Here is a 20,382-nt window from a genome sequence, read left to right as displayed (position 1 = left end):
CTTTCTGCGGAGGCAGAAAGGCATGATTTATTTATAACATGTTCCTTTCTCTCATCTCCCAGGATTTATTATCCTGTGTGAATTGGCACCTTTTCAATCATAAATGATTGCCGGTTGCCGGGCGTCAAAGGGCACTTCCCTCGGCCTCTCTTGATAAGAGTACTTAAACTATTCAATTAAATCTAACTGTTTGCTATCCTATCATGTTGAAGAAAGAACTGTCAACACCAAAGTCTGCATAGCATGTTCAATATTTATTTCACAACCACCTCAGTGGAAGCTATACCTGTTGCTTTTTCAATCGCAAGCTCCAATTCTTCAATTAGATCTTCTGCATGTTCAATTCCAACAGACAGTCTGATTAAATCCTCCTGTACACCTGATGCTTTTAATCCCTCTTCACTTAGTTGCTGATGAGTCGTGCTTGCCGGATGGATAATTAGGCTCTTTGCATCTCCCACATTGGCCACATGGGACCACAGTTCAACGGAATCAATCAGTTTTTTACCTGCCTCACGTCCACCCTTTATTCCAAAAACAACGACTGCTCCAGCACCTTTGGGTAAATATTTCTTCGTTTTTTCGTAATCAGGGTGATCTGAATCTCCTGGATACAAGACCCACGATACAGCCGGATGCTGTTTTAAATAGTCAACTATTAATCTCGTATTGGCTACATGCTCCTTCATCCTCACATGCAGAGTTTCCAATCCGAGAATAAATTGAAAGGCATTGTACGGGCTTAAGGATGGACCTAAATCTCTCAACAGCTGAACTCTGGCCTTCACAATAAATGCTGCTGCACCAATTGCTTCACTGTAAATCAGATCATGATAGCTTGGATCGGGTTCAGTAAAGCCCGGAAATTTAGATGAATTCCAGTCAAACTTCCCTCCATCGACTATGACCCCGCCTAATGTGGTTCCATTTCCAAGCAGCCATTTCGTAGCTGAGTGTACGACGATATCCGCTCCAAACTCAATCGGACGGGATAAATAAGGAGTTGCAAATGTATTATCAATGATTAACGGAATTCCAGCTTCATGAGCAATTTCCGCCACCCGTTCAATATCAAGAACCTGCAGGCTTGGATTTCCAATCGTTTCTCCAAAAATAGCTCTGGTCTTTGATGTAATCGCTTCTCTAAAATTTTCAGTGTCACTTGGATCCACGAACCTTACGTTAATACCATACTTAGGGAGAGTATTGGCAAATAAATTGTAGGTTCCGCCGTATAGAGTGGACGCAGAGATAATTTCATCACCTGCTCCCGCAATATTTAGGATTGAGAGTGTTATAGCTGCAGCACCACTTGATACCGCTAAAGCTCCAATGCCACCTTCTAATTCTGCTATACGTTCTTCGAATACACTTGAAGTTGGATTATGGATTCTAGTATAAATATAGCCAGTTTCAGCTAATCCAAATAAATCCGCAGCATGATCTGTGTCTTTAAATAAATAAGCATTCGTCTGGTAAATCGGCACGCTTCTCGCTCCAGTTACCGAATCCTGCTGCAATCCTCCGTGTATACCTACTGTTTCAAACCGATACTTCTTTTCTTCATTTGCCATTCTACATCTCTCCATTTCATTTTAAATAGAGAAGTGAGTAAATGAAAAAAACCTCTTCACAAGAAGAGGCAGGCATTTTCCATCTCTCCTTATCTCCCGGATTTATATCCGCTGGAATTGGCACCGTGTATTATATAAATACCGGTTGCCGGGCTTCAACGGGCCAGTCCCTCCACCTCTCTTGATAAGAACCAAGTATTAAGTTGTTAAAACTATAGCATATGGAAAAATATGAGTCAATTGATTATTCAGAATTTTTAAATTAAATAACGAGGAGCTTCTTTTACTATAATAAATGCCTCCAGTTAGCCACTTAACAATCGTCTAATCGGTTGAGATTACAGGCTATTATAGAGAATTCTACAAATCAATTAAAACTTCTGACATAGACAGCGTAAAATAGAAACAGCACCTTTAAAAGATTCTAGTTAAATATTCATCGACATATTTCCTGAGAAATAACTGCTCTTATTCTGTAATTCTCTTTAATTGATCAACAAGATAGGGAACTGAGTGGAAGGCATAGATTTTCTCGATTGGCTGGTTATCCTTGATTAAAATGAGGCATGGTACACTTTGAATTTGATATTCTTCTGCAAGTTCCTTAGCATAGTTAAGATTGACTTTTTCCAAAGAGGCATTTGGGAGGACTTCCTTTGCAATATCAAGCATTTTACCTGCTAATTGACATGTTCCGCAAAGAGGAGTAAAAGTATAGATCGCTTTATTTATCGTGGTTTGATTGTTCATTTTTCATTACATCCTTCATTTGTTTTAAAAATTCGGCTTTTACATCTATATTGGCTGCCAAAAGAACCGTTGCTAAATGATATCTTGGCGCATTAGCAACTTCACGGTATGTACGATCAATATATATGTGAGATGCATTTGGCATTTCTCGTCTTAACTGTTTTCTCAGCTTTTCTCCGGATTCATCTGCATCAGCCAAAATATACACGTCTCTCTGTTCAAGTTCGTCTACTAATTCATCCATTTTCGATAGACTGATGGTTCCATTTGTACATCTTATATCGACAGATTCGTTAAGTACAGATTGTATTTTTTGGCGGTCGGTAGAACCTTCCACAATAATTACTTTCTCACTTTGAGCATCCTGCATGATTGATCACCTTTTATTAGGAGAGTACGTTCTATGTGATTGGACAATTGCCTTCGTCTTTTTCATTATATGTATCTTACCCTAACATAGTGGAAAGTAACAATTGATCTAAAAACATAATAAAAAGGAAAGAAGCTGACGAATGACCCCAAACTTCTCCCCTCTATTGACTACTCTTCTTTAGTCGCTGTTTCGTATTGGCCAGCATCCATTAATTCATCATATTCGCTGATTTCGGATGGTTCAACAACTACCATCCATGCTTTTTCATATGGAGATTCATTAACATATTCTGGACTATCCGCTAATTCTTCATTTACTTCAACAACTGTCCCACTGATTGGCGCATACAATTCAGATACTGTCTTAACTGATTCTACACTGCCAAACGGTTCATTACGGGTCAATTGATCACCTATTTCCGGTAGTTCCACAAATACGATGTCTCCCAATTCTTTTTGAGCAAAATCAGTTATTCCAATTCGAATCTTACCATCCTCTTGTTTAACCCATTCATGCTCAGCTGTATAACGTAATCCCGCTGGAATGCTCATGATTTAATCCCCCCAAAATGTATGTATGGTTCCTATTTATCATGACATCAAACTGGTTATTTGACAATTGTTTCATGCCCAGATTTTCTGGTAATTTACCTCTTTGAATCCTACTGTTACTTTTTCTCCATCAAATGCGATTGGGCGCTTGATTAGCATCCCGTCTGATGCAAGCAAGGTAAGAATTTCATCTTCAGACATATCCTTCACTTTATCTTTTAACCCAAGTTCTCTGTATTTCATCCCACTTGTGTTAAAAAATTTCTGAAGAGACAATTCACTTTTTTGATAAATTATTTCTAGCTCTTCTTTCGATGGAGGATTTTGCGCTATATCAACTTCTTGATAGGATATTCCCTTTTCATCAAACCATTTCTTTGCTTTTCTGCATGTCCCGCATTTAGGATACCAGTATAATGTAATCATCGTTTTATCACCTCAATTGAAGCATACCACATTTTTTCATCTATCTTAAACGGATATACTTCTGCTCTAGAAAAGGTAACAGGTCTAACATAGCAGGAAAAGAAAAAGCCTGGTTTTCACCAGGCCTCCATAGTATAAAGGATTAAACAGTGTAACGCTCAGCATCAACTAACTTTTCTGAAGCTTCACGTTTAAGTGCGATTACATTGATTGGTGTGAAACGTGTGAATTTACGTAAAGCTGATGTCATCATACGTAATGTATCACCAGTTTCTGTTGCCACTAATGTTTCTTTAGCATGCTTCTCGATTTCGCCAAATGCTTCCTGGCAGAAGATTTGAGTATAAAGAAGTTTTTGTTTGTTCTTTTCTAAGCCATCTTTTTTGATTGCTTTTTCTGTACGAAGAACAACTGATTCCATCGCATAAACGAAAGAAGCAATATCCGCAATATTAACAAGAATTTCTTGTTCTTTTTCCAGCTCAGTACCATATTTTTGCGCAGCCAATCCTGCAATCATAATACCAATCTTCTTAGCATTTTTCACAAGATGTTTTTCTTGATCAAGCGGCTCTGTACCTGGCTCTTCAGGCATAAGCATCATGAGTCCTTCAGACAGCTCCTGTGCTTTTTGTAATAACGGCAATTCACCTTTTAAAGCTTTTTTCAGGAATGTACCTGGTACAAGCAGACGGTTAATTTCGTTTGTTCCTTCAAATATACGGTTAATACGAGAATCACGGTACATTCTTTCAATTTCATACTCAGCCATAAATCCATAGCCTCCATGAAGCTGAACCGCTTCATCCACAACATAATCTAAAACCTCGGAAGCAAAGAACTTATTTAAGGAGCATTCGATTGCATATTCAGCAATTGATTTTGCTACTTCTTTCCCATCTTTTACTTCTTCATCACTTAGGCGGCTCATTCTTTCCTCGAATAAACCAACTGTCCTATAGACGGAACTTTCAGCTGCGTATATTTTGGAAGCCATTGTAGAGAGCTTTTCTTTTGTTAAATTAAATGAAGAGATTGGTGTTTTAAACTGTTGGCGTTGATTAGCATACGTAGCAGCTAATTCAAATCCTCGTTTGGAAGCACCAACAGCTCCTACTCCCAATTTATAACGACCGATATTCAAAATGTTAAAGGCAATTACATGACCTCTTCCTGCTTCTCCCAATAGGTTCTCAACAGGTACTTCTGCATCCTCAAGAATTAATGTTCTAGTTGAAGAGCTCTTAATCCCCATTTTCTTTTCTTCCGGTCCAGTAGACACACCTGGATACTCTCTTTCTACGATAAATGCAGAGAATTTGTCACCGTCGATTTTTGCATATACGACAAATACATCAGCAAAGCCTGCATTTGTAATCCATTGTTTTTCACCATTTAAGACATAGTGAGTTCCTGCTTCATTCAATTTTGCTGTTGTCTTTGCGCCAAGTGCATCAGAGCCTGAGCTTGGTTCTGTTAAGGCATAGGCTGCTAGCTTTTCCCCGGTAGCCAATAATGGAAGGTACTTTTGTTTTTGTTCTTCGTTACCAAACAAAACGATTGGCAAGGAACCAATACCAACATGTGCTCCATGAGAAATAGAGAAGCCTCCTGCACGGGATAGTCTTTCTGAAATAAGGGCGGAACTAACTTTATCCAAGCCTAATCCACCGTATTCCTCCGGTACATCTGCGCCCAATAGACCCAGTTCTCCAGCTTGTTTCAATAGTTTTACAGAACGGTCAAACTCATGATCCTCTAAATATTCCACCTGAGGCAATACTTCATTTACTAAATAATCCTCAGTCGTTTTTGCAATCATTTTATGCTCATCTGTATAGTCCTCAGGTGTAAACATATTCTCTGCTTCAATATCCTCAATTAAAAACGCTCCGCCTTTTAACACTTCTTCTGTTTGATTAGCCATTTTTCTTCCCCCTTATTTAGAGATGACTGGGCTCTCGTTGCCAATCATCTCATCGCTTATAACTTTTTATGCTAATAATTCAAATACTCCAGCCGCGCCCATTCCTCCGCCAATACACATCGTTACGACTCCAAATTGCTCATTTCGTCGTTTCATCTCGTGAAGGAGACTCAAGGTTAATTTAGCTCCAGTACACCCAAGTGGATGTCCTAATGCAATGGCACCGCCATTTACATTCACCCTCTCCTCATCCAATCCAAGTTGACGAATTACCTGAATGGATTGGGAAGCAAACGCTTCATTTAATTCGAACAATCCAATATCAGATAAACTTAAGCCTGCCAGTTTAAGAGCTTTAGGAATTGCTTCTACCGGACCGATTCCCATAAGTTCCGGTGGCACTCCTGCGACTGCAAAAGAACGAAATTTTAAAAGTGGCTTGAAGCCATCCGCCTCGGCTTTTTCCCGATCCATCAGTAATACCGCTGCTGCTCCATCACTGGTTTGTGAAGCATTCCCGGCTGTTACTGTTCCTGTGAGTGAAAATGCAGGCCTCAGTCTAGCAAGCACTTCCGTTGTTGTCCCTTCTCGTACTCCTTCATCTGTTGTAAATTGAACGGAGCGCTCTTTTAATTTATTGTCTGATCCTACTTGACGAAAAGTGACATCAACAGGAACGATTTCATCTTCAAATTTCCCATCCCGAATGGCCTGTGCTGCTTTTTGGTGACTGCGTACTGCAAAGGCATCCTGGTCTTCACGGGTAATCCCAAATTTCTTAGCAACTTCTTCAGCCGTATGTCCCATACCCATATAATATTCAGGAGCTGCTTCTGCCAGTTTCGAATTGGGACGAACTACATGTCCCATCATCGGAACCATACTCATCGATTCAACCCCACCGGAAATGACCGTTTCAGAATGTCCGAGCATAATTCGCTCTGCTCCATAAGCAATGGATTGCAGTCCTGATGAACAGTAACGATTGATCGTTATAGCGGGTACATTGTATGGTAAACCTGCCAAGGCACCGATATTACGAGTCACATTGAGCCCTTGCTCTGCTTCAGGCATAGCGCATCCAAAGATCATATCATCAATTGGTCCATCGTAATTTTCTGCTCGTTTTAGCGTTTCCTTTACTACTAATGCACCTAAATCATCTGGTCGAACATTTGCAAGAGTTCCTTTTTTGGCTCTGCCTACCGGGGTTCTGGCTCCGGCTACAATCACTGCTTCTCTCATGCCAATCCTCCTCTTAATCACTCAAAATACGGATCTATTAATTGCGTAATGGTTTTCCTTTAACAAGCATATGTTGCATGCGCTGCTGTGTTTTTCCTTCTTGGACAAGGCTGATAAATGCTTCTCTTTCTAAATCAAGTAAATACTGTTCATCTACTTCTGTTCCATAAGGCACTTTACCGCCAGCTAAAACATAGGCAATTTTTTGGGCAATCTTCAAATCATGCTCTGAAATATAGCCTGAATACAGCATGGATTGCGCTCCTAGTAACAGAGCCGCATAACCAGGTTCTCCTGATACCGGAATTTTTTTGCGCACCGGTGGCTTATAACCAGTATCATGTAAAGCAATAACAGCCTGTTTCGCATCGTATAACTGATGATCCGGATTAAAGCTGATTCCATCGTTACTATTCAGGAAGTTATTCTCTCTTGCTTCATCAGCGGAAGTAGATACTTGGGCAGTAGCAATCGTTTCAAACACTTTAATAGCAACTTTAGTAATATCGAAATCAATACCATTCGGTAAGCTATCCAGATGTTTAATATACAGCTCTTTATTTCCGCCTCCGCCAGGCAACAAACCGACACCCGTCTCAACCAATCCTATATATGACTCAGATGATGCCTGGATTTTTGCGGCTGGCAAGCAAATTTCAGCTCCTCCGCCAAGCGTCATATTAAATGGCGCAGCGACAACCGGTTTATTGCTGTATTTAATATTCATCATTGCTTGCTGGAATTGACGTGTAATCATTTCTACATCAAATATATTGTCGTCCTGTACTTCCATTAAAATCATGGCCAGGTTGGCTCCAACGCAGAAGTTTTTGCCCTGGTTTCCGATAACTAATCCTTTGTAGTTTTTATCCACTTCTTCAATTGCATAATTGATCATTTGAATAATATCAAAGCCAATCGCATTATTCGGAGAATGGAATTCTAGCAAAGCCACACCATCACCAATATCAATCAGGCTCGCACCGCTATTTTTCTTAATGACCCCTTTTTGTTTCTTAATCAACTTCAGATTTATGATTTTTTCGTTTACTTCAACCTCTTGATATTCACCATTTGCATAATAAAGGGTTCCGTTATCCCCTTCTTTATAGAAGGTTGTGTTACCGTTTTCAATCATTTGTGTGATCCATTCAGGAATATTGCGTCCTTCCTCCTGCATCCTGGCAACGGATTTCTCTAGGCCAATTGCATCCCAGGTTTCAAATGGTCCAAGCTGCCAACCGAATCCCCATTTCATGGCCTGATCGATTGCAACAATATCATCGGCAATGTCGCTAAGTAGTTCTGCTGAATAGAGTAAAGTAGGGCTGATTACATTCCATAGCAATTCACCGACACGATCTTTCGCATAAATAAGCGCTTTCAATTTTCTCGCGGCGCCTTTCTCCTGCTTTACCATATCAAGCGAAGGTGCTTTTAGCTTTTTACGCTCTACATATTCCAAAGTGGATGGGTCAAGCTCCAGTATTTCTTTCCCTTTTTTCAGGAAGAATCCCTGCCCTGACTTACTTCCCAACCAGCCGTTATCAAGCATCTTTTTCATAAATTCAGGTACTTCAAATACAGATTTTTCTTCCTCATTATCTACATTGTCATAAACATTTTTAGCTACATGCGCGAATGTATCCAGTCCCACTACATCCAGCGTACGGAAGGTTGCACTCTTTGGACGGCCAATTAAAGGACCAGTTACAGAATCTACTTCCCCGACACTGTAGCCGCGCTCCATCATTTCACGAACAGTTACCAATAAACCGTAAGTCCCAATGCGATTACCGATAAAATTCGGGGTATCTTTAGCAATTACAACCCCTTTTCCTAAAACATCTTCTCCAAATTGTTTCATCGCTTTAACTATTTCAGGCGATGTTGCTTCTGTCGGGATAATTTCCAAAAGCTTTAAATATCTAGGTGGATTAAAGAAATGAGTGCCAAGGAAATGTTTGCGAAAATCTTCTGAACGCCCTTCCGCCATTGCCTCAATGGAAATTCCGGATGTATTTGAACTAATAATACTGCCCGGCTTTCTATATTCATCAATTTGTGAAAACACACTTTGTTTAATATCAAGTCTTTCAACAACGACCTCAATAATCCAGTCGCAATCATTAATTTTTGACAAGTCGTCTTCAAAGTTTCCTGGCTCAATTAAAGATAAATTTTTCTTGGAGGTTAACGGTGCAGGTTTTTGTTTAAGTAGTTTTTGAATGGACATTTGAGCCAATCGATTACGGACTTGCTTGTCTTCAAGAGTTAGCCCCTTTTTTCCCTCATCCGCGGTAAGTTCTCTTGGAACAATATCCAATAGCTTAACCGGAATTCCAATGTTGGCTAAATGTGCTGCAATCCCTGAACCCATGACACCTGATCCAAGTACAGCTACTTTTTTAATTTTAAGGTTCAACATTAATCCCCCTTTAATTTGAATGAATGCTCATTCATTTTTATGACAAAAAAATATGGAATAAAAATCCTACATCTTTAACTATAAAAGATTTTCGAAAATTCCGCAATTAAAAAAGCCATAAAAATGGTAATTTGTTAGAAAGTTTTTATTTGGTCAAACTACTACTGGAGGTGAATTTAATGGCGAAGCTTAAAAAGAATCCAAGCAAAGAAGGAGTCAGTGCGGCAAGTGTAAAAGGCAATGCTGGTCCGCACCATGAAAAACATTATAATAAGGTAAACAGCCAAAATAACCAGTTTAAAAAATAGTCTGCACCTGTTTTATACTATGTACAAGGCGTACTTTTTCGCTCCTATTAAACGCACATAAAATACCCCAAATCTAATGATTTGGGGTATGTGTTTCATCATTATGCCATTACTGTCTCTTCCTGCATAGATATAATCGTTCCCGCATTTCCTTTCAATGCATCTAATGCTTTTTCGAGAGATGTAATAATAGTAGTACGGCCAGGTCTTGATTCTGCAAATTGAATAGCAGCTTCTACTTTAGGAAGCATACTGCCCGGTGCAAAGTGACCTTCTTCAGCCAATGCCTTTATTTCATTGGTTGAAATAGATTCCAGTTTTTGCTGATTAGGCTGATTGTAGTTTATGTAGATATTGTCTACAGCAGTCAAAATAATTAATGAGTCTGCATCCACTAATTCTGCTAACTTCTCAGAAGCAAAATCCTTGTCGATTACTGCCTCAACACCAATCAACTCGTCGTCAGATTGCATAACTGGGATACCGCCGCCTCCTGTAGAAATAACAATTTTTCCACTTTCCACAAGACTATTAATGCTCTTATGCTCCAGGATGCTGACCGGTTTCGGTGAAGGAACGACTCTTCTCCAACCTCTGCCTGCATCTTCCTTAAAGGAAGCACCAGTCTCCTGGATCAATTTCATCGCTTCCTCTTCTGTATAAAAAGGACCAATCGGTTTTGTAGGATTCTTGAAGGCGCCATCGTTTTCATCAACTACGACCCTTGTTACAATGCCCACTACATCTTTATGAATTCCTCTTTTGCTTAGGGCTTTGTCCATGGCATTTTCCAACCAGTATCCAATCATACCTTGTGACATCGCTCCGCAAGTATCAAGTGGCATTGCTGGATTTTTCTCTGAATCAGCCGCTTTTTGCTGAAGAAGGATATTTCCTACTTGTGGACCATTACCATGCGAAATGATAATATCCATTCCATTTTCAACAAGCGTTGCAAGCTGTTCAGCTGTCTTTTCTAGTGCCAGCTGTTGAGCCTTTGCACTGGCATCTCCGGATTGAATGGCATTACCGCCTAAAGCTATCACTACTTTTTTTCTTTCCATAGTTGATTCAATACCTCCAAAAATCAGTCTGTATTTAGAACTCATTAAATGGAAATAGTTCCATTGATCAATCCAACAATCGCCATACCGGCAAATACAACAAACGCTGCTGCAATAGCCAATTCTGTTTTCGTAAATACTTGTTTAATATTCGCTTCTTTCTGTACAGCTCTGTAAATCAGGATACCTGGTGCATATAAAAGCATAGTTAATAGTAAGTATCCAATACCGGCTGCATAAACCATCCAAACACCATATACACTTGCCACAATACCAACAATAATGTTTTTCACGCGATCTGCGGCAGTATCTTGTAAGGAATATTTCAATTGATAGAATGCTGTAAATGCATACGGAATTAAAATAGCTGAAGATGCCAATGAAAATGCAAAGTTATAAGCTTGCTCAGATACAAGGAATGTCAATAGGAACACTTGAATCAGACCATTTGTAATCCATAAAGAATTAGACGGAGCCCCATTTTTATTAACTTTTGCAAACCATTTAGGGAATAATTTATCCTTACCTGCTAAGTAAGGAATCTCGGATGCCAGCAATGTCCAGCCCAACCAAGCACCTAGGACAGAGACTATTAATCCAAGATTGATGAATGTTGCTCCCCATGGACCTACCATTTCTTCAAACACATATGCCATAGACGGATTAGCCAAACCGGCTACTTCTGCACGATTCATTGCACCGATAGACATAATATTAATTAATACGTAAATGATTAACGTACTAATCAAACCAATGACAGTCGCTTTACCAACATCCTTTTTGTCTTTCGCACGGCTGGATAAAACAACCGCTCCTTCAACCCCAATGAACACCCAAAGTGTTACAAGCATAGTGCTCTTTGTTTGGGACATAACATCACTAAATTTGAAGCCAGCACCAGTTCCCCAGAAGTCGTCTAAGAAAATATCCGCATTAAAAGCAAAAATACCAATAATGATAAATAGGAAAATAGGAACTAATTTTGCAATTGTTGTTATTGTATTTACAAGTGTTGCTGAGTGAACTCCTCGTAATACTAAAGCATGCACAGCCCAAAGCAATACGCTGGCACCAATGATTGCAGCTATGTTTTGTCCACCTTCAAACATAGGGATAAAGTAACCAATGGAAGAGAACAAAAGTGTAGCGTATGCTACGTTACCTAACCATGCAGACAGCCAGTAACCCCAAGCACTGTTGAATCCCATGAATTTACCAAATCCAGCTGAAGCATAGCTATAAACTCCACCATCAAGATCCGGTCTTTTATCATTCAAGTTTTGGAAAGATAACGCTAGCGCGACCATCCCTATACCAGTAATTGTCCATCCTAAAATAATTGCACCGGGAGAAGCTGCACCAGCCATATCTGAAGCAAGGTTAAATGCTCCTCCTCCAATCATAGAACCTATAACAATGGCAATTAAGGCAAATAAGCCAATCTTTTTATCTTCTGCCATTTTTTCTTCACCTCGTTAATTTGATAATGGTAGCAGGGAATTGTGTAGAACCAATTCCCTGCTAATCTACTTATTCAATATTTCCTAGTGTCAATGCCATTACAGATTTGATTGTATGCATTCTGTTTTCAGCTTGATCAAATACTTTGGAATGCTTGCTGCGGAAGACTTCATCTGTAACTTCCATTTCAGCTAATCCGTGCTCTTCATGAATCGCACGACCATAAGAAGTTTCTAAGTCATGGAATGCCGGTAAGCAGTGTAAGAAGATCACGTTGTCATTTCCAGTCATTTTGATCATATCCATATTCACTTGATATGGAGCTAATAAAGCGATACGTTCTGCGAACTTGTCTTCTTCTCCCATTGATACCCAAACATCTGTGTAGATAACATCAGCGCCGGATACTGCCTCTTCAACATTAGATGTGATTGTTACACGGCCTTGGGACTCTTTTGCTAATTCCTTAGCAAGTTCAACAATAGATGCTTCTGGGAATAAAGATTCCGGTGAACAGATACGTACATCCATACCAACTTTTGCACCGCCGACAAGTAAGCTGTTTGCTACGTTGTTACGGCCATCCCCAACGTATACGAATTTAACGCCTTTTAAGTGGCCTACATTTTCTTTCACTGTTAAGAAGTCCGCTAAAGTTTGAGTTGGATGCCATAAATCTGTAAGACCATTCCATACAGGAACTCCGGAGTGCTCAGCCAAAGATTCCACTTTTGCATGTTCAAAGCCACGGAATTCGATACCATCAAACATACGGCCTAAAACTTTAGCAGTATCTTCAATAGATTCTTTTTTTCCAAGTTGGATATCATCTTTTCCAAGATACTCAGGATGAGCGCCTAAATCAGTACAAGCTACCGTAAAAGCACAACGTGTACGAGTTGATGGTTTTTCAAATAATAAGGCAATATTTTTACCTTCCATATAACGGTGAGGAATGCCTTGTTTTTTCTTTTCCTTTAACTCAGCAGCAAAATCAATCATGTGTAAGAATTCTTCTTCAGTGAAATCTTTCTCAGCCAAGAAACTTCTACCTTTAAGGTCTGGTCTTGTTTTAATCATTTTATATACTCCCTCCAACGATAACCTTTTAATCAACTAAATCTTTTATTAAATGTCTTCACGTACTAGAGGCATGCTCATGCAGCGTGGGCCCCCACGGCCACGAGACAATTCAGAGCTTTTGATTTCAATAACTTTTACACCATGTTTGCGTAAGCACTCGTTTGAGATATAGTTACGGTCATATGTAACAACTACACCAGGTGCAATCGCCAGTGTATTGGAACCATCATTCCACTGTTCACGTGGAGCTGCGATTTCATCTCCGTCACCACAAAGGATGATTTCAAGTTCAGGCAAGTTAAGCACTTCTTTTAAAGTCTCTTTAATGTCAGTACGGTGTGTGATATTTACATTAAATTCATCAGCGCCTTTTTCAAGGATGTAAATATTCATTTTACCGCCAGGTCCCTGAATCATCGGATGCATTGTAAATTTATTGTAGTCTACCATTGTAAATACAGTATCCAGGTGCATGAATGCACGGCAGCTAGGTATTTCAATAGCTATTACTTTCTTGAATTGATTTTGTTTATTCAAGATGCTAAGCGCGAATTTTTCGATTGCTTTAGCAGATGTTCTTGCTGAAACACCGATTGCGACTACTTCTGGGCTTAATACCAGTTCATCTCCCCCCTCAATTGGGTTATGATAAGTACGGTCAAGCCATACAGGAACATCTTTACCAGCAAAACGTGGATGATGCTTGATAATATATTCCATGAACATGGACTCTCTGCGTCTTGCAGGTTCGCGCATGTTATTAATTGTTAAACCGTTTCCGATAGCTGCTGCCGGGTCCCGCGTAAAATACAGGTTTGGCATTGGATCTGTATAGAATGGATAATGGTCTTCCATCAATTCATACAAATGTGTTTTTTTGCTGATCTCCAGTTCATTTTTGCGGATACCGGACATAATTTTGTCAACCATGTCTTCATTTGAAAATGATAATAAATACTCTTTAAGATTTTCAAATGTACCCTGTACCTTTGCATTGCTTTCTTCAAGCATGCGGCTAACAAATTCCTCTTTCACTTCAGGATTTGTAAGAGATTCTGCAGCAAGCTTCTCAAGGTATAAAACTTCTATTCCTTGATCTCTTAGTGTATTAGCAAAATAATCGTGCTCTTCCTGAATAATCGGCAAATAAGGAATATCATCAAACAATAGTCTCTCCAGATATTCCGGAGTAAGATTTTCTACTTCTTTTCCGGGACGCTTTAACATTACAGTTTTTAAAGTGCCGATTTCAGAAGTAACATGAATTGGATTTGTCATATTGCCTTTCCTCCTGCACACCTTATTTTTCTTACATTTTTAGTGTAAAGGAACGAAAAAAAGAGATTTGTGATTTTTTACACACAAAAAATGTGTAAATCCTCACATAAATCTCTTTAAATAGAAAAGTTTATGTATGAATATTCAATTAATTATTTTTAATTTCCTATTATTTCGCATAACTATGTATATTTTTTTGCATATCATACTTGAAATATAAAAAAATATTTCTTATAAATTTGCAACTGTTCTTAACCTTTCTTCCAGGGCCTCTGCTTGATGGATTGTACGGCAAATAATCATACAGGTATCATTCCCACATATAGTTGCCGCCTTCTCTTCCCACTCAAGTTCATCTAAAATTGCCCCAAATGAGTGGGCATGGCCAGGTAATACTTTTAGGATAATAAAATATTCTATTCTTTCAATATTTAATAATGCGTCTTGCATTTTTTTACGTAGTTTCATTGTGTCATTGTACTTATGATCTCCGATAAATCCATACTTCGTCCCTCCGGTCTTAGATGGATATTTTACCAGGCTTAATTCCCGGATATCTCGAGAAATGGTGGCTTGTGTAATATGCAACCCTTGCTTAGATAATTCTTCGACCAGCTGTTCCTGAGTTTTAATTTCATTATTCTGAATTACCTGCTTAATAATAGCGAGTCTTTTTTCCTTATTCATAATAAAATACTCCTTTTACTAAGTTCTATAATTCTATTTATACTCATTTGTGCATAGATGAGCAATATATTCATACAAAAGAATATTTTGTATTGACTTTCTATTCGGAATTTCTATACTATTTGTATATAAAATAATAAAGATAATATTTATGATGAAGAATAGTACTTAAAATACAAATTATAGCGAGCCGGGAATGGTGAGAGCCTGGTATTAATGGTTTTAAGGAACGCCCTTCTGAAATGCTCATTCGAACAACTTTAGTAGTTTGGGCCGGACTTTTCCGTTATAAAGTTAAGGTGGTTCATTAGAACAAGCAGAGTGGTACCGCGGGTTTACAGCCCGTCTCTTAAAGATTTTTAAGAGGCGGGCTTTTTTTATTATATTTTACGGAGGCTGAGGATATGGATATAAAACTAGATGTAGCTTCTCATATGAATGAAGTACTAAAAGGTGACTTAAATCTTGAAACATGCTTGTCTTTGGTCGAAACCCCAAAGAACAAAGAGCATGGAGATTTGGCATTTCCCTGTTTCACTCTCGCAAAACTGTGGAAGCAATCTCCGCAGAAAATTGCAGTAACATTAGCTGACCAACTAAAGGATGAACGTTATGAGGATGTAAAAGCTATTGGACCGTATGTTAACTTTTTCCTCGATAAAAAGTCTATCAGTGAAAGAGTAATGAATACGATATTAACTGATCAACATCAGTACGGCACACTTTCTCTTGGACATGGTGAAAATATCGCAATTGATATGTCTTCACCCAATATCGCCAAGCCCTTTTCGATGGGGCACCTTCGCTCCACAGTAATCGGAGCCTCTATAGCCAATATTATTAAAAAATGCGGTTATACCCCTGTTAAAATTAATCACATTGGTGATTGGGGCACTCAATTCGGAAAATTAATTGTAGCCTATAAAGCTTGGGGAAATGAAGAAAAAGTTAAAAAGAGTCCCATCAGCGAACTTTTAAAGTTATATATTATCTTTCATGAAAAAGCCGAAACAGAACTTGAGCTAGAGCAACAGGGACGTGACTGGTTCAAAAAGCTGGAAGATGGGGACGAAGAAGCCACGAAATTATGGAAATGGTTCAAAGAAGAATCCCTGAAGGAATTCGAGAAAATATATGAGCTGCTTGGCATTCAATTCGACTCTTTTAATGGGGAAGCTTTTTATAATGATAAGATGGCAGAGGTTATAGAAATAATTGAGAATAGCGGCCTGCTTGTAGAAGATCAGGGTGCCATGGTAGTCAAATTAGAGGAAGAGGGATTAACACCTTGTTTAATCAAAAAATCCGATGGTGCGACTCTTTATGTAACACGGGATTTATCAGCTGCTTTATACCGTTACCGTACCTACGACTTTGCCAAGGCTGTATATGTAGTCGGAAATGAACAATCCTTACATTTTAAACAGCTTAAAGCTGTTTTAAAGAAACTTGGATTTGACTGGGCTGACGACATTTCACATGTACCATTCGGAATGATTATGAAAGACGGCAAAAAAATGTCGACTCGTAAAGGAAGAGTGGTCCTCCTCGAGGAAGTGCTGGCCGAATCAATCGAGCTTGCTCGTAAGAATATTGAGAATAAAAATCCTGATTTAAATAACAAAGATGAGGTTGCAAGACAAGTAGGCGTAGGAGCTGTTATATTCAACGATTTGAAAAATGACCGTATGAATAATATTGAATTCTCGCTCGAAGACATCCTAAAATTTGAAGGTGAAACTGGTCCCTATTTACAATATACAAATGCTCGTGCCCATTCTATTCTTAGAAAGGCCTTTACTCCTGCTAGTGCATCAGCAGGCTTGAGTGATGAATATAGCTTTGATATTGTAAAGCATTTGCTGGCATTTCCATCCGTGATTGAGCGGTCTTTCAAAAAAATGGAGCCATCCGTTATTGCTAAATACTTGATTGACTTGGCTCAATCATTTAATCGCTATTATGGACATATACGCATATTAGAGAATGACAGTGAATTGCAAAATCGCTTGGCTTTAATAAAATCAATTACCATCGTTCTTGAAGAAGGCATGCATTTATTAGGAATGGAAGCACCGCAGGAAATGTAATCCCAGCTAACCTTCAATAAAAAATATCGGAGAACCGCTTCTATGATACACGGTTCTCCGATATTTTCTATTAAGACCATTATGATTGAATTGTAAATTCAGGTACCCCTTCGAAAGCGGCTAATTCATCAGCTGTAAATTGCACTCTAATCTCTTTTTTTTCATGAACCTGTAAATAAGCTGTTACTTGTTTTTCTTTCTTTACCGAATCGGAAACAGGAAAATGCAACGTTACCTGCTGTGATTGATGCTCATAATTTTGCAGTATAATTTTGCATTCATACAGATTACCTTCATCCTGCTCTTCTATTGTACATTCGCTTTCCAAATATTCTATAGCATTAGCTCCATTCTCAGCAGCATAAATATACGTTTTGGCAGAAGTACTTAATAGACTGTTAATTACAAAAGGAATAGCAAACAATAAGACAACCAAGAATACCGGTTCAAATTTCATATATTTCTTTAAAATCTGAGGATGCTCCATAAATAGCCATTTCAAAAATAACAAGATTCCGCTGACCTGAATGATAATGGATACAATCCAAACATAAGAGACCCCAATCTCGGCTGTAACAGGAATAGAGTACGCTTGAAACAGTTGATGGCCTATAGTTTCATCCTGACCGGGCCATTTCAGTTGTAATACTAACCCCCAAATAAATATAACTGCTCCCAGTGTATGATAGGAAGTTTTGATCACATTACCCCTCCATCCCTTTAGTATAATATTCCTATTATAGTAGGGAGATGGAGAGATTTTCAATTAATCAGTTCATAAATTTTCCTCATATAACTTCTTCTTCAAAATATTCAGGTTTATGAATATGAAGCATTCGATCTTTTATGGATAGAATCTGATCCTTCTTTAATTTATTTACGACCATACTTACGGTTTCTCTGGAGGTTCCGGACATAACAGAAATTTTGGTTGTTGTAATCGGACAGTTAATACGAATGACCCCTGATTCTTCTTCACCCAAATCATTCATTAAATAATCAATCGTATTCAACACTCTTACATGTGCACTAGGGGTCATAACGTTTTTAACTCGATTTTCTTGTACCGCAAGCAACTCATTGACTTGTAGGATTACTTTTTTAAGAAGTGCAGAGTTTTTTGCCACAATACTTTCGAATGCATCCGCTACCATATAGAAGACCCGAATATCTGTTTCTGCAACGGCACTGTGATTGTAGTCCTCATTTTTAAATAAGCCCATATAAGGAAAGACCGTGTTCTTTTTGACGTAACTTGTATATAATAAGCTACCCTGTTGATTCGATTTTTCAAGCATAACAAAGCCTTCAAGCAATATATATATCCTGAGTCTCGGATCTCCTTCAAAAAATAGATATTGACCCTTCTTATATGTTCTTTCATATATAAAAGGCTCCAGTTCTTTTATCTCTTTTTCTGATAAGCACGAAAATAGGTCAACTTGTCTTAATAATTGAATTGCTTTTGCTTTCATTCGAACACCCACTTATATGTATTGTTCAGTTTACTATCAATTCTTCTATTAAATTCAGCTTGCAAACAAAATATGTTTAGAGCTGATAACAATATAAAAATCCCTTTAAGGCAAGATTCTACTTAACCTTATTTCACTCCATTGACATTTAAATTATTTTACAAACATACCGGATGCTGATCGATTGGACCTTATCCTTGCAGTAATATAGTATGGGAGCGAGTAACAATACGTATGATTTGAATATAGTTTCTATTCTATTACTATCAAAATGTATAATATCTCTTCTTTAATATTATCAAAAAATTATATTAAAATAATTAAAAGTAGATAAAAACACAAAAAAGTATGTATTTTTAATAAATTTATTATTAAAATACATACTTTTTTTAACTCTATACATATTTGTTTAATTGGAACGTCATTTACATTCTCGCAGCACTACTTATTTTTGCCTGATTCAATTCAACATTTGCTTCTTCTATAAGAATAGAGTAATCTAAATTGTCTGTCGCTACCCGTGTAGACGCTCCCATAGATACAGTGAAATCAATTATATTAGATGCTAATTTATTTTCATCTACAAGCTGAATAAGCCCATTTCTTAATTCGGCTTGCCTCTCTCTTATTTGTTTACCAAATAGTCCTGAAAAGATGACAGCAAATCTGCTTCCCTCTATATGAGCTACCACTCCCTCTCCGTTCACTGCCACGCATAATTTTTTAGATACTTCCATTAATACTTGGTCACTATAGGTAAATTCCTGATCTCTCCTATACTCCTTCGTATAATCAATTTCGATTAAATATAATGTAACAGGTGTTCCAGACTTTTTAGATTCAAGCCAAACCTCAGTTAAATAAGAATTAAAATAACGTCGATTTGGGATATTTAGAATATAATCTGTGAATGACATTTGCCGTAATTGTTCATTTTTTTCATTTAATAGTTTTATTGAATTAAATTGGTCAGTTATCTCACTGAATACGAGTACAACTGCTTCTATATGTTTATCTGCATTTAAAACAGGATTGGCACTAACTTCGAGCCAAATAGGCTGTTGAAATTTGAAATTTTTTATGCCTATAACTTCTTTTTCAACCGGTTTACACGTATTTAATGAAACCGATATTGGGATATCATTTTTATGCATTAGATTTCCATTTCTGTCTACGAGTCCCCATAGGCCATCAATCAATGATACAGAAGAAGCACTTTCAGCTGCTATTCCAAGGATCTCACTCCCAACTCGATTTATATCAATAATTTTCCCTTGGGAATCACTGATAATGATTCCATATAAAATCGAATTAATAGATTGTCCCCTCTCCATATCACCCACGTTTATTGGCTGTCTGGATATGTAATAGGATTGAAGACTAATAACAAAAATCAATAAACCAGAGAGGAGGATTGTTCCAAATTCCAAATGTTCATAATCAAATAGGATTACTATAAAATTCAAGCCTAATAACAAGAGAAACAGAGTGAGAAATACCGGATAATATCCTATAAATAAACCCGGTAATTTTCCATATGACTTTTGTCTCATTCATTCACCTTTTCTTTACATATTATTTATATAGTTCGCACTTATGTGGTTTTATATGACTATCTCTTTATTATAAAATAAAAAATAACAATAAATGCCATGTAACATA

At 37.9% G+C, this 20,382-nt stretch carries 18 protein-coding genes, 2 riboswitches and 1 other annotated feature; of the genes, 2 read left to right on the top strand and 16 right to left on the bottom strand.

Features of this window, described 5'->3' with window-relative positions; all coding sequences use genetic code 11:
- Positions 1–48: 48 nt before the first annotated feature.
- Positions 49–160: riboswitch (SAM riboswitch) on the bottom strand.
- A gap of 94 nt (positions 161–254) precedes the next feature.
- The 8 genes from AC4G3N_RS11865 to AC4G3N_RS11830 all read right to left on the bottom strand — a co-directional run bounded on the left by AC4G3N_RS11865 (position 255) and on the right by AC4G3N_RS11830 (position 9,274).
- Complete coding sequence (locus AC4G3N_RS11865; RefSeq protein ID WP_491090257.1) at positions 255–1,574, bottom strand: O-acetylhomoserine aminocarboxypropyltransferase/cysteine synthase family protein; 1,320 nt, start codon at positions 1,572–1,574, stop codon at positions 255–257.
- A gap of 86 nt (positions 1,575–1,660) precedes the next feature.
- Positions 1,661–1,765: riboswitch (SAM riboswitch) on the bottom strand.
- A 277-nt stretch (positions 1,766–2,042) separates the two neighbouring features.
- Positions 2,043–2,324: a thioredoxin family protein gene (locus tag AC4G3N_RS11860; protein ID WP_066106475.1), complete on the bottom strand. Its 282-nt coding sequence runs from the start codon at positions 2,322–2,324 to the stop codon at positions 2,043–2,045.
- On the bottom strand, positions 2,299–2,694 hold the full coding sequence (locus AC4G3N_RS11855; RefSeq protein WP_066106472.1) for a toprim domain-containing protein: 396 nt from the start codon (positions 2,692–2,694) through the stop codon (positions 2,299–2,301). The genes AC4G3N_RS11860 and AC4G3N_RS11855 overlap by 26 nt, the downstream gene beginning before the upstream one ends.
- 170 nt (positions 2,695–2,864) lie before the next feature.
- Positions 2,865–3,248, bottom strand: a complete 384-nt coding sequence (gene gcvH, locus AC4G3N_RS11850; protein ID WP_066106469.1) for a glycine cleavage system protein GcvH — start codon at positions 3,246–3,248, stop codon at positions 2,865–2,867.
- Between the two features lie 72 nt (positions 3,249–3,320).
- Positions 3,321–3,674 carry an arsenate reductase family protein gene (locus AC4G3N_RS11845; RefSeq protein WP_066106466.1) on the bottom strand — a complete coding sequence of 118 codons (354 nt, stop codon included), beginning with the start codon at positions 3,672–3,674 and terminating at the stop codon, positions 3,321–3,323.
- Between the two features lie 142 nt (positions 3,675–3,816).
- A complete protein-coding gene (locus AC4G3N_RS11840; protein ID WP_140461731.1) occupies positions 3,817–5,601 on the bottom strand; it encodes an acyl-CoA dehydrogenase FadE in 1,785 nt (594 codons plus the stop codon).
- Between the two features lie 66 nt (positions 5,602–5,667).
- Positions 5,668–6,846: an acetyl-CoA C-acetyltransferase gene (locus tag AC4G3N_RS11835; RefSeq protein ID WP_140461732.1), complete on the bottom strand. Its 1,179-nt coding sequence runs from the start codon at positions 6,844–6,846 to the stop codon at positions 5,668–5,670.
- Between the two features lie 37 nt (positions 6,847–6,883).
- Positions 6,884–9,274: a 3-hydroxyacyl-CoA dehydrogenase/enoyl-CoA hydratase family protein gene (locus AC4G3N_RS11830; protein ID WP_491090256.1), complete on the bottom strand. Its 2,391-nt coding sequence runs from the start codon at positions 9,272–9,274 to the stop codon at positions 6,884–6,886.
- Between the two features lie 179 nt (positions 9,275–9,453).
- Between AC4G3N_RS11830 and AC4G3N_RS11825 the strand changes: the two genes are divergently transcribed.
- On the top strand, positions 9,454–9,582 hold the full coding sequence (locus AC4G3N_RS11825) for a YuzL family protein (protein ID WP_077248114.1): 129 nt from the start codon (positions 9,454–9,456) through the stop codon (positions 9,580–9,582).
- Between the two features lie 101 nt (positions 9,583–9,683).
- Here the strand turns inward: AC4G3N_RS11825 and arcC are convergent, their stop codons facing one another.
- The 5 genes from arcC to argR form a co-directional block, all read right to left on the bottom strand.
- The gene (arcC, locus tag AC4G3N_RS11820; RefSeq protein WP_066106453.1) at positions 9,684–10,646 is read right to left on the bottom strand and encodes a carbamate kinase; all 963 of its coding nucleotides are present in this window, start codon (positions 10,644–10,646) and stop codon (positions 9,684–9,686) included.
- 44 nt (positions 10,647–10,690) lie between these two features.
- Positions 10,691–12,106, bottom strand: coding sequence for an arginine-ornithine antiporter (arcD, locus tag AC4G3N_RS11815; protein WP_066106450.1), 1,416 nt, complete (start codon positions 12,104–12,106; stop codon positions 10,691–10,693).
- Between the two features lie 70 nt (positions 12,107–12,176).
- Positions 12,177–13,187, bottom strand: coding sequence for an ornithine carbamoyltransferase (argF, locus tag AC4G3N_RS11810; RefSeq protein WP_066106447.1), 1,011 nt, complete (start codon positions 13,185–13,187; stop codon positions 12,177–12,179).
- 48 nt (positions 13,188–13,235) lie between these two features.
- Positions 13,236–14,468, bottom strand: coding sequence for an arginine deiminase (gene arcA, locus AC4G3N_RS11805; protein ID WP_066106443.1), 1,233 nt, complete (start codon positions 14,466–14,468; stop codon positions 13,236–13,238).
- A gap of 231 nt (positions 14,469–14,699) precedes the next feature.
- Complete coding sequence (argR, locus tag AC4G3N_RS11800; protein ID WP_066106440.1) at positions 14,700–15,155, bottom strand: arginine repressor; 456 nt, start codon at positions 15,153–15,155, stop codon at positions 14,700–14,702.
- Positions 15,156–15,297: 142 nt separating this feature from the next.
- Positions 15,298–15,508, top strand: a binding site (T-box leader).
- A gap of 51 nt (positions 15,509–15,559) precedes the next feature.
- On the opposite strand from argR, the gene argS reads away from it, so the two are divergent.
- Complete coding sequence (gene argS, locus AC4G3N_RS11795; RefSeq protein ID WP_140461733.1) at positions 15,560–17,245, top strand: arginine--tRNA ligase; 1,686 nt, start codon at positions 15,560–15,562, stop codon at positions 17,243–17,245.
- Positions 17,246–17,324: 79 nt separating this feature from the next.
- On the opposite strand, the gene AC4G3N_RS11790 is transcribed toward argS, so the two are convergent.
- From AC4G3N_RS11790 to AC4G3N_RS11780, 3 genes are all read right to left on the bottom strand, one after another.
- A complete protein-coding gene (locus AC4G3N_RS11790; RefSeq protein WP_139892259.1) occupies positions 17,325–17,948 on the bottom strand; it encodes a hypothetical protein in 624 nt (207 codons plus the stop codon).
- 85 nt (positions 17,949–18,033) lie between these two features.
- Positions 18,034–18,720 carry a Crp/Fnr family transcriptional regulator gene (locus tag AC4G3N_RS11785; protein WP_066106431.1) on the bottom strand — a complete coding sequence of 229 codons (687 nt, stop codon included), beginning with the start codon at positions 18,718–18,720 and terminating at the stop codon, positions 18,034–18,036.
- Positions 18,721–19,145: 425 nt separating this feature from the next.
- Positions 19,146–20,273, bottom strand: coding sequence for a sensor domain-containing diguanylate cyclase (locus AC4G3N_RS11780; protein ID WP_066106428.1), 1,128 nt, complete (start codon positions 20,271–20,273; stop codon positions 19,146–19,148).
- Positions 20,274–20,382 lie beyond the last annotated feature (109 nt).

It is taken from the genome of Bacillus sp. z50, from assembly GCF_058313585.1.
This window is presented reverse-complemented; position numbering and strand designations above follow the sequence as displayed.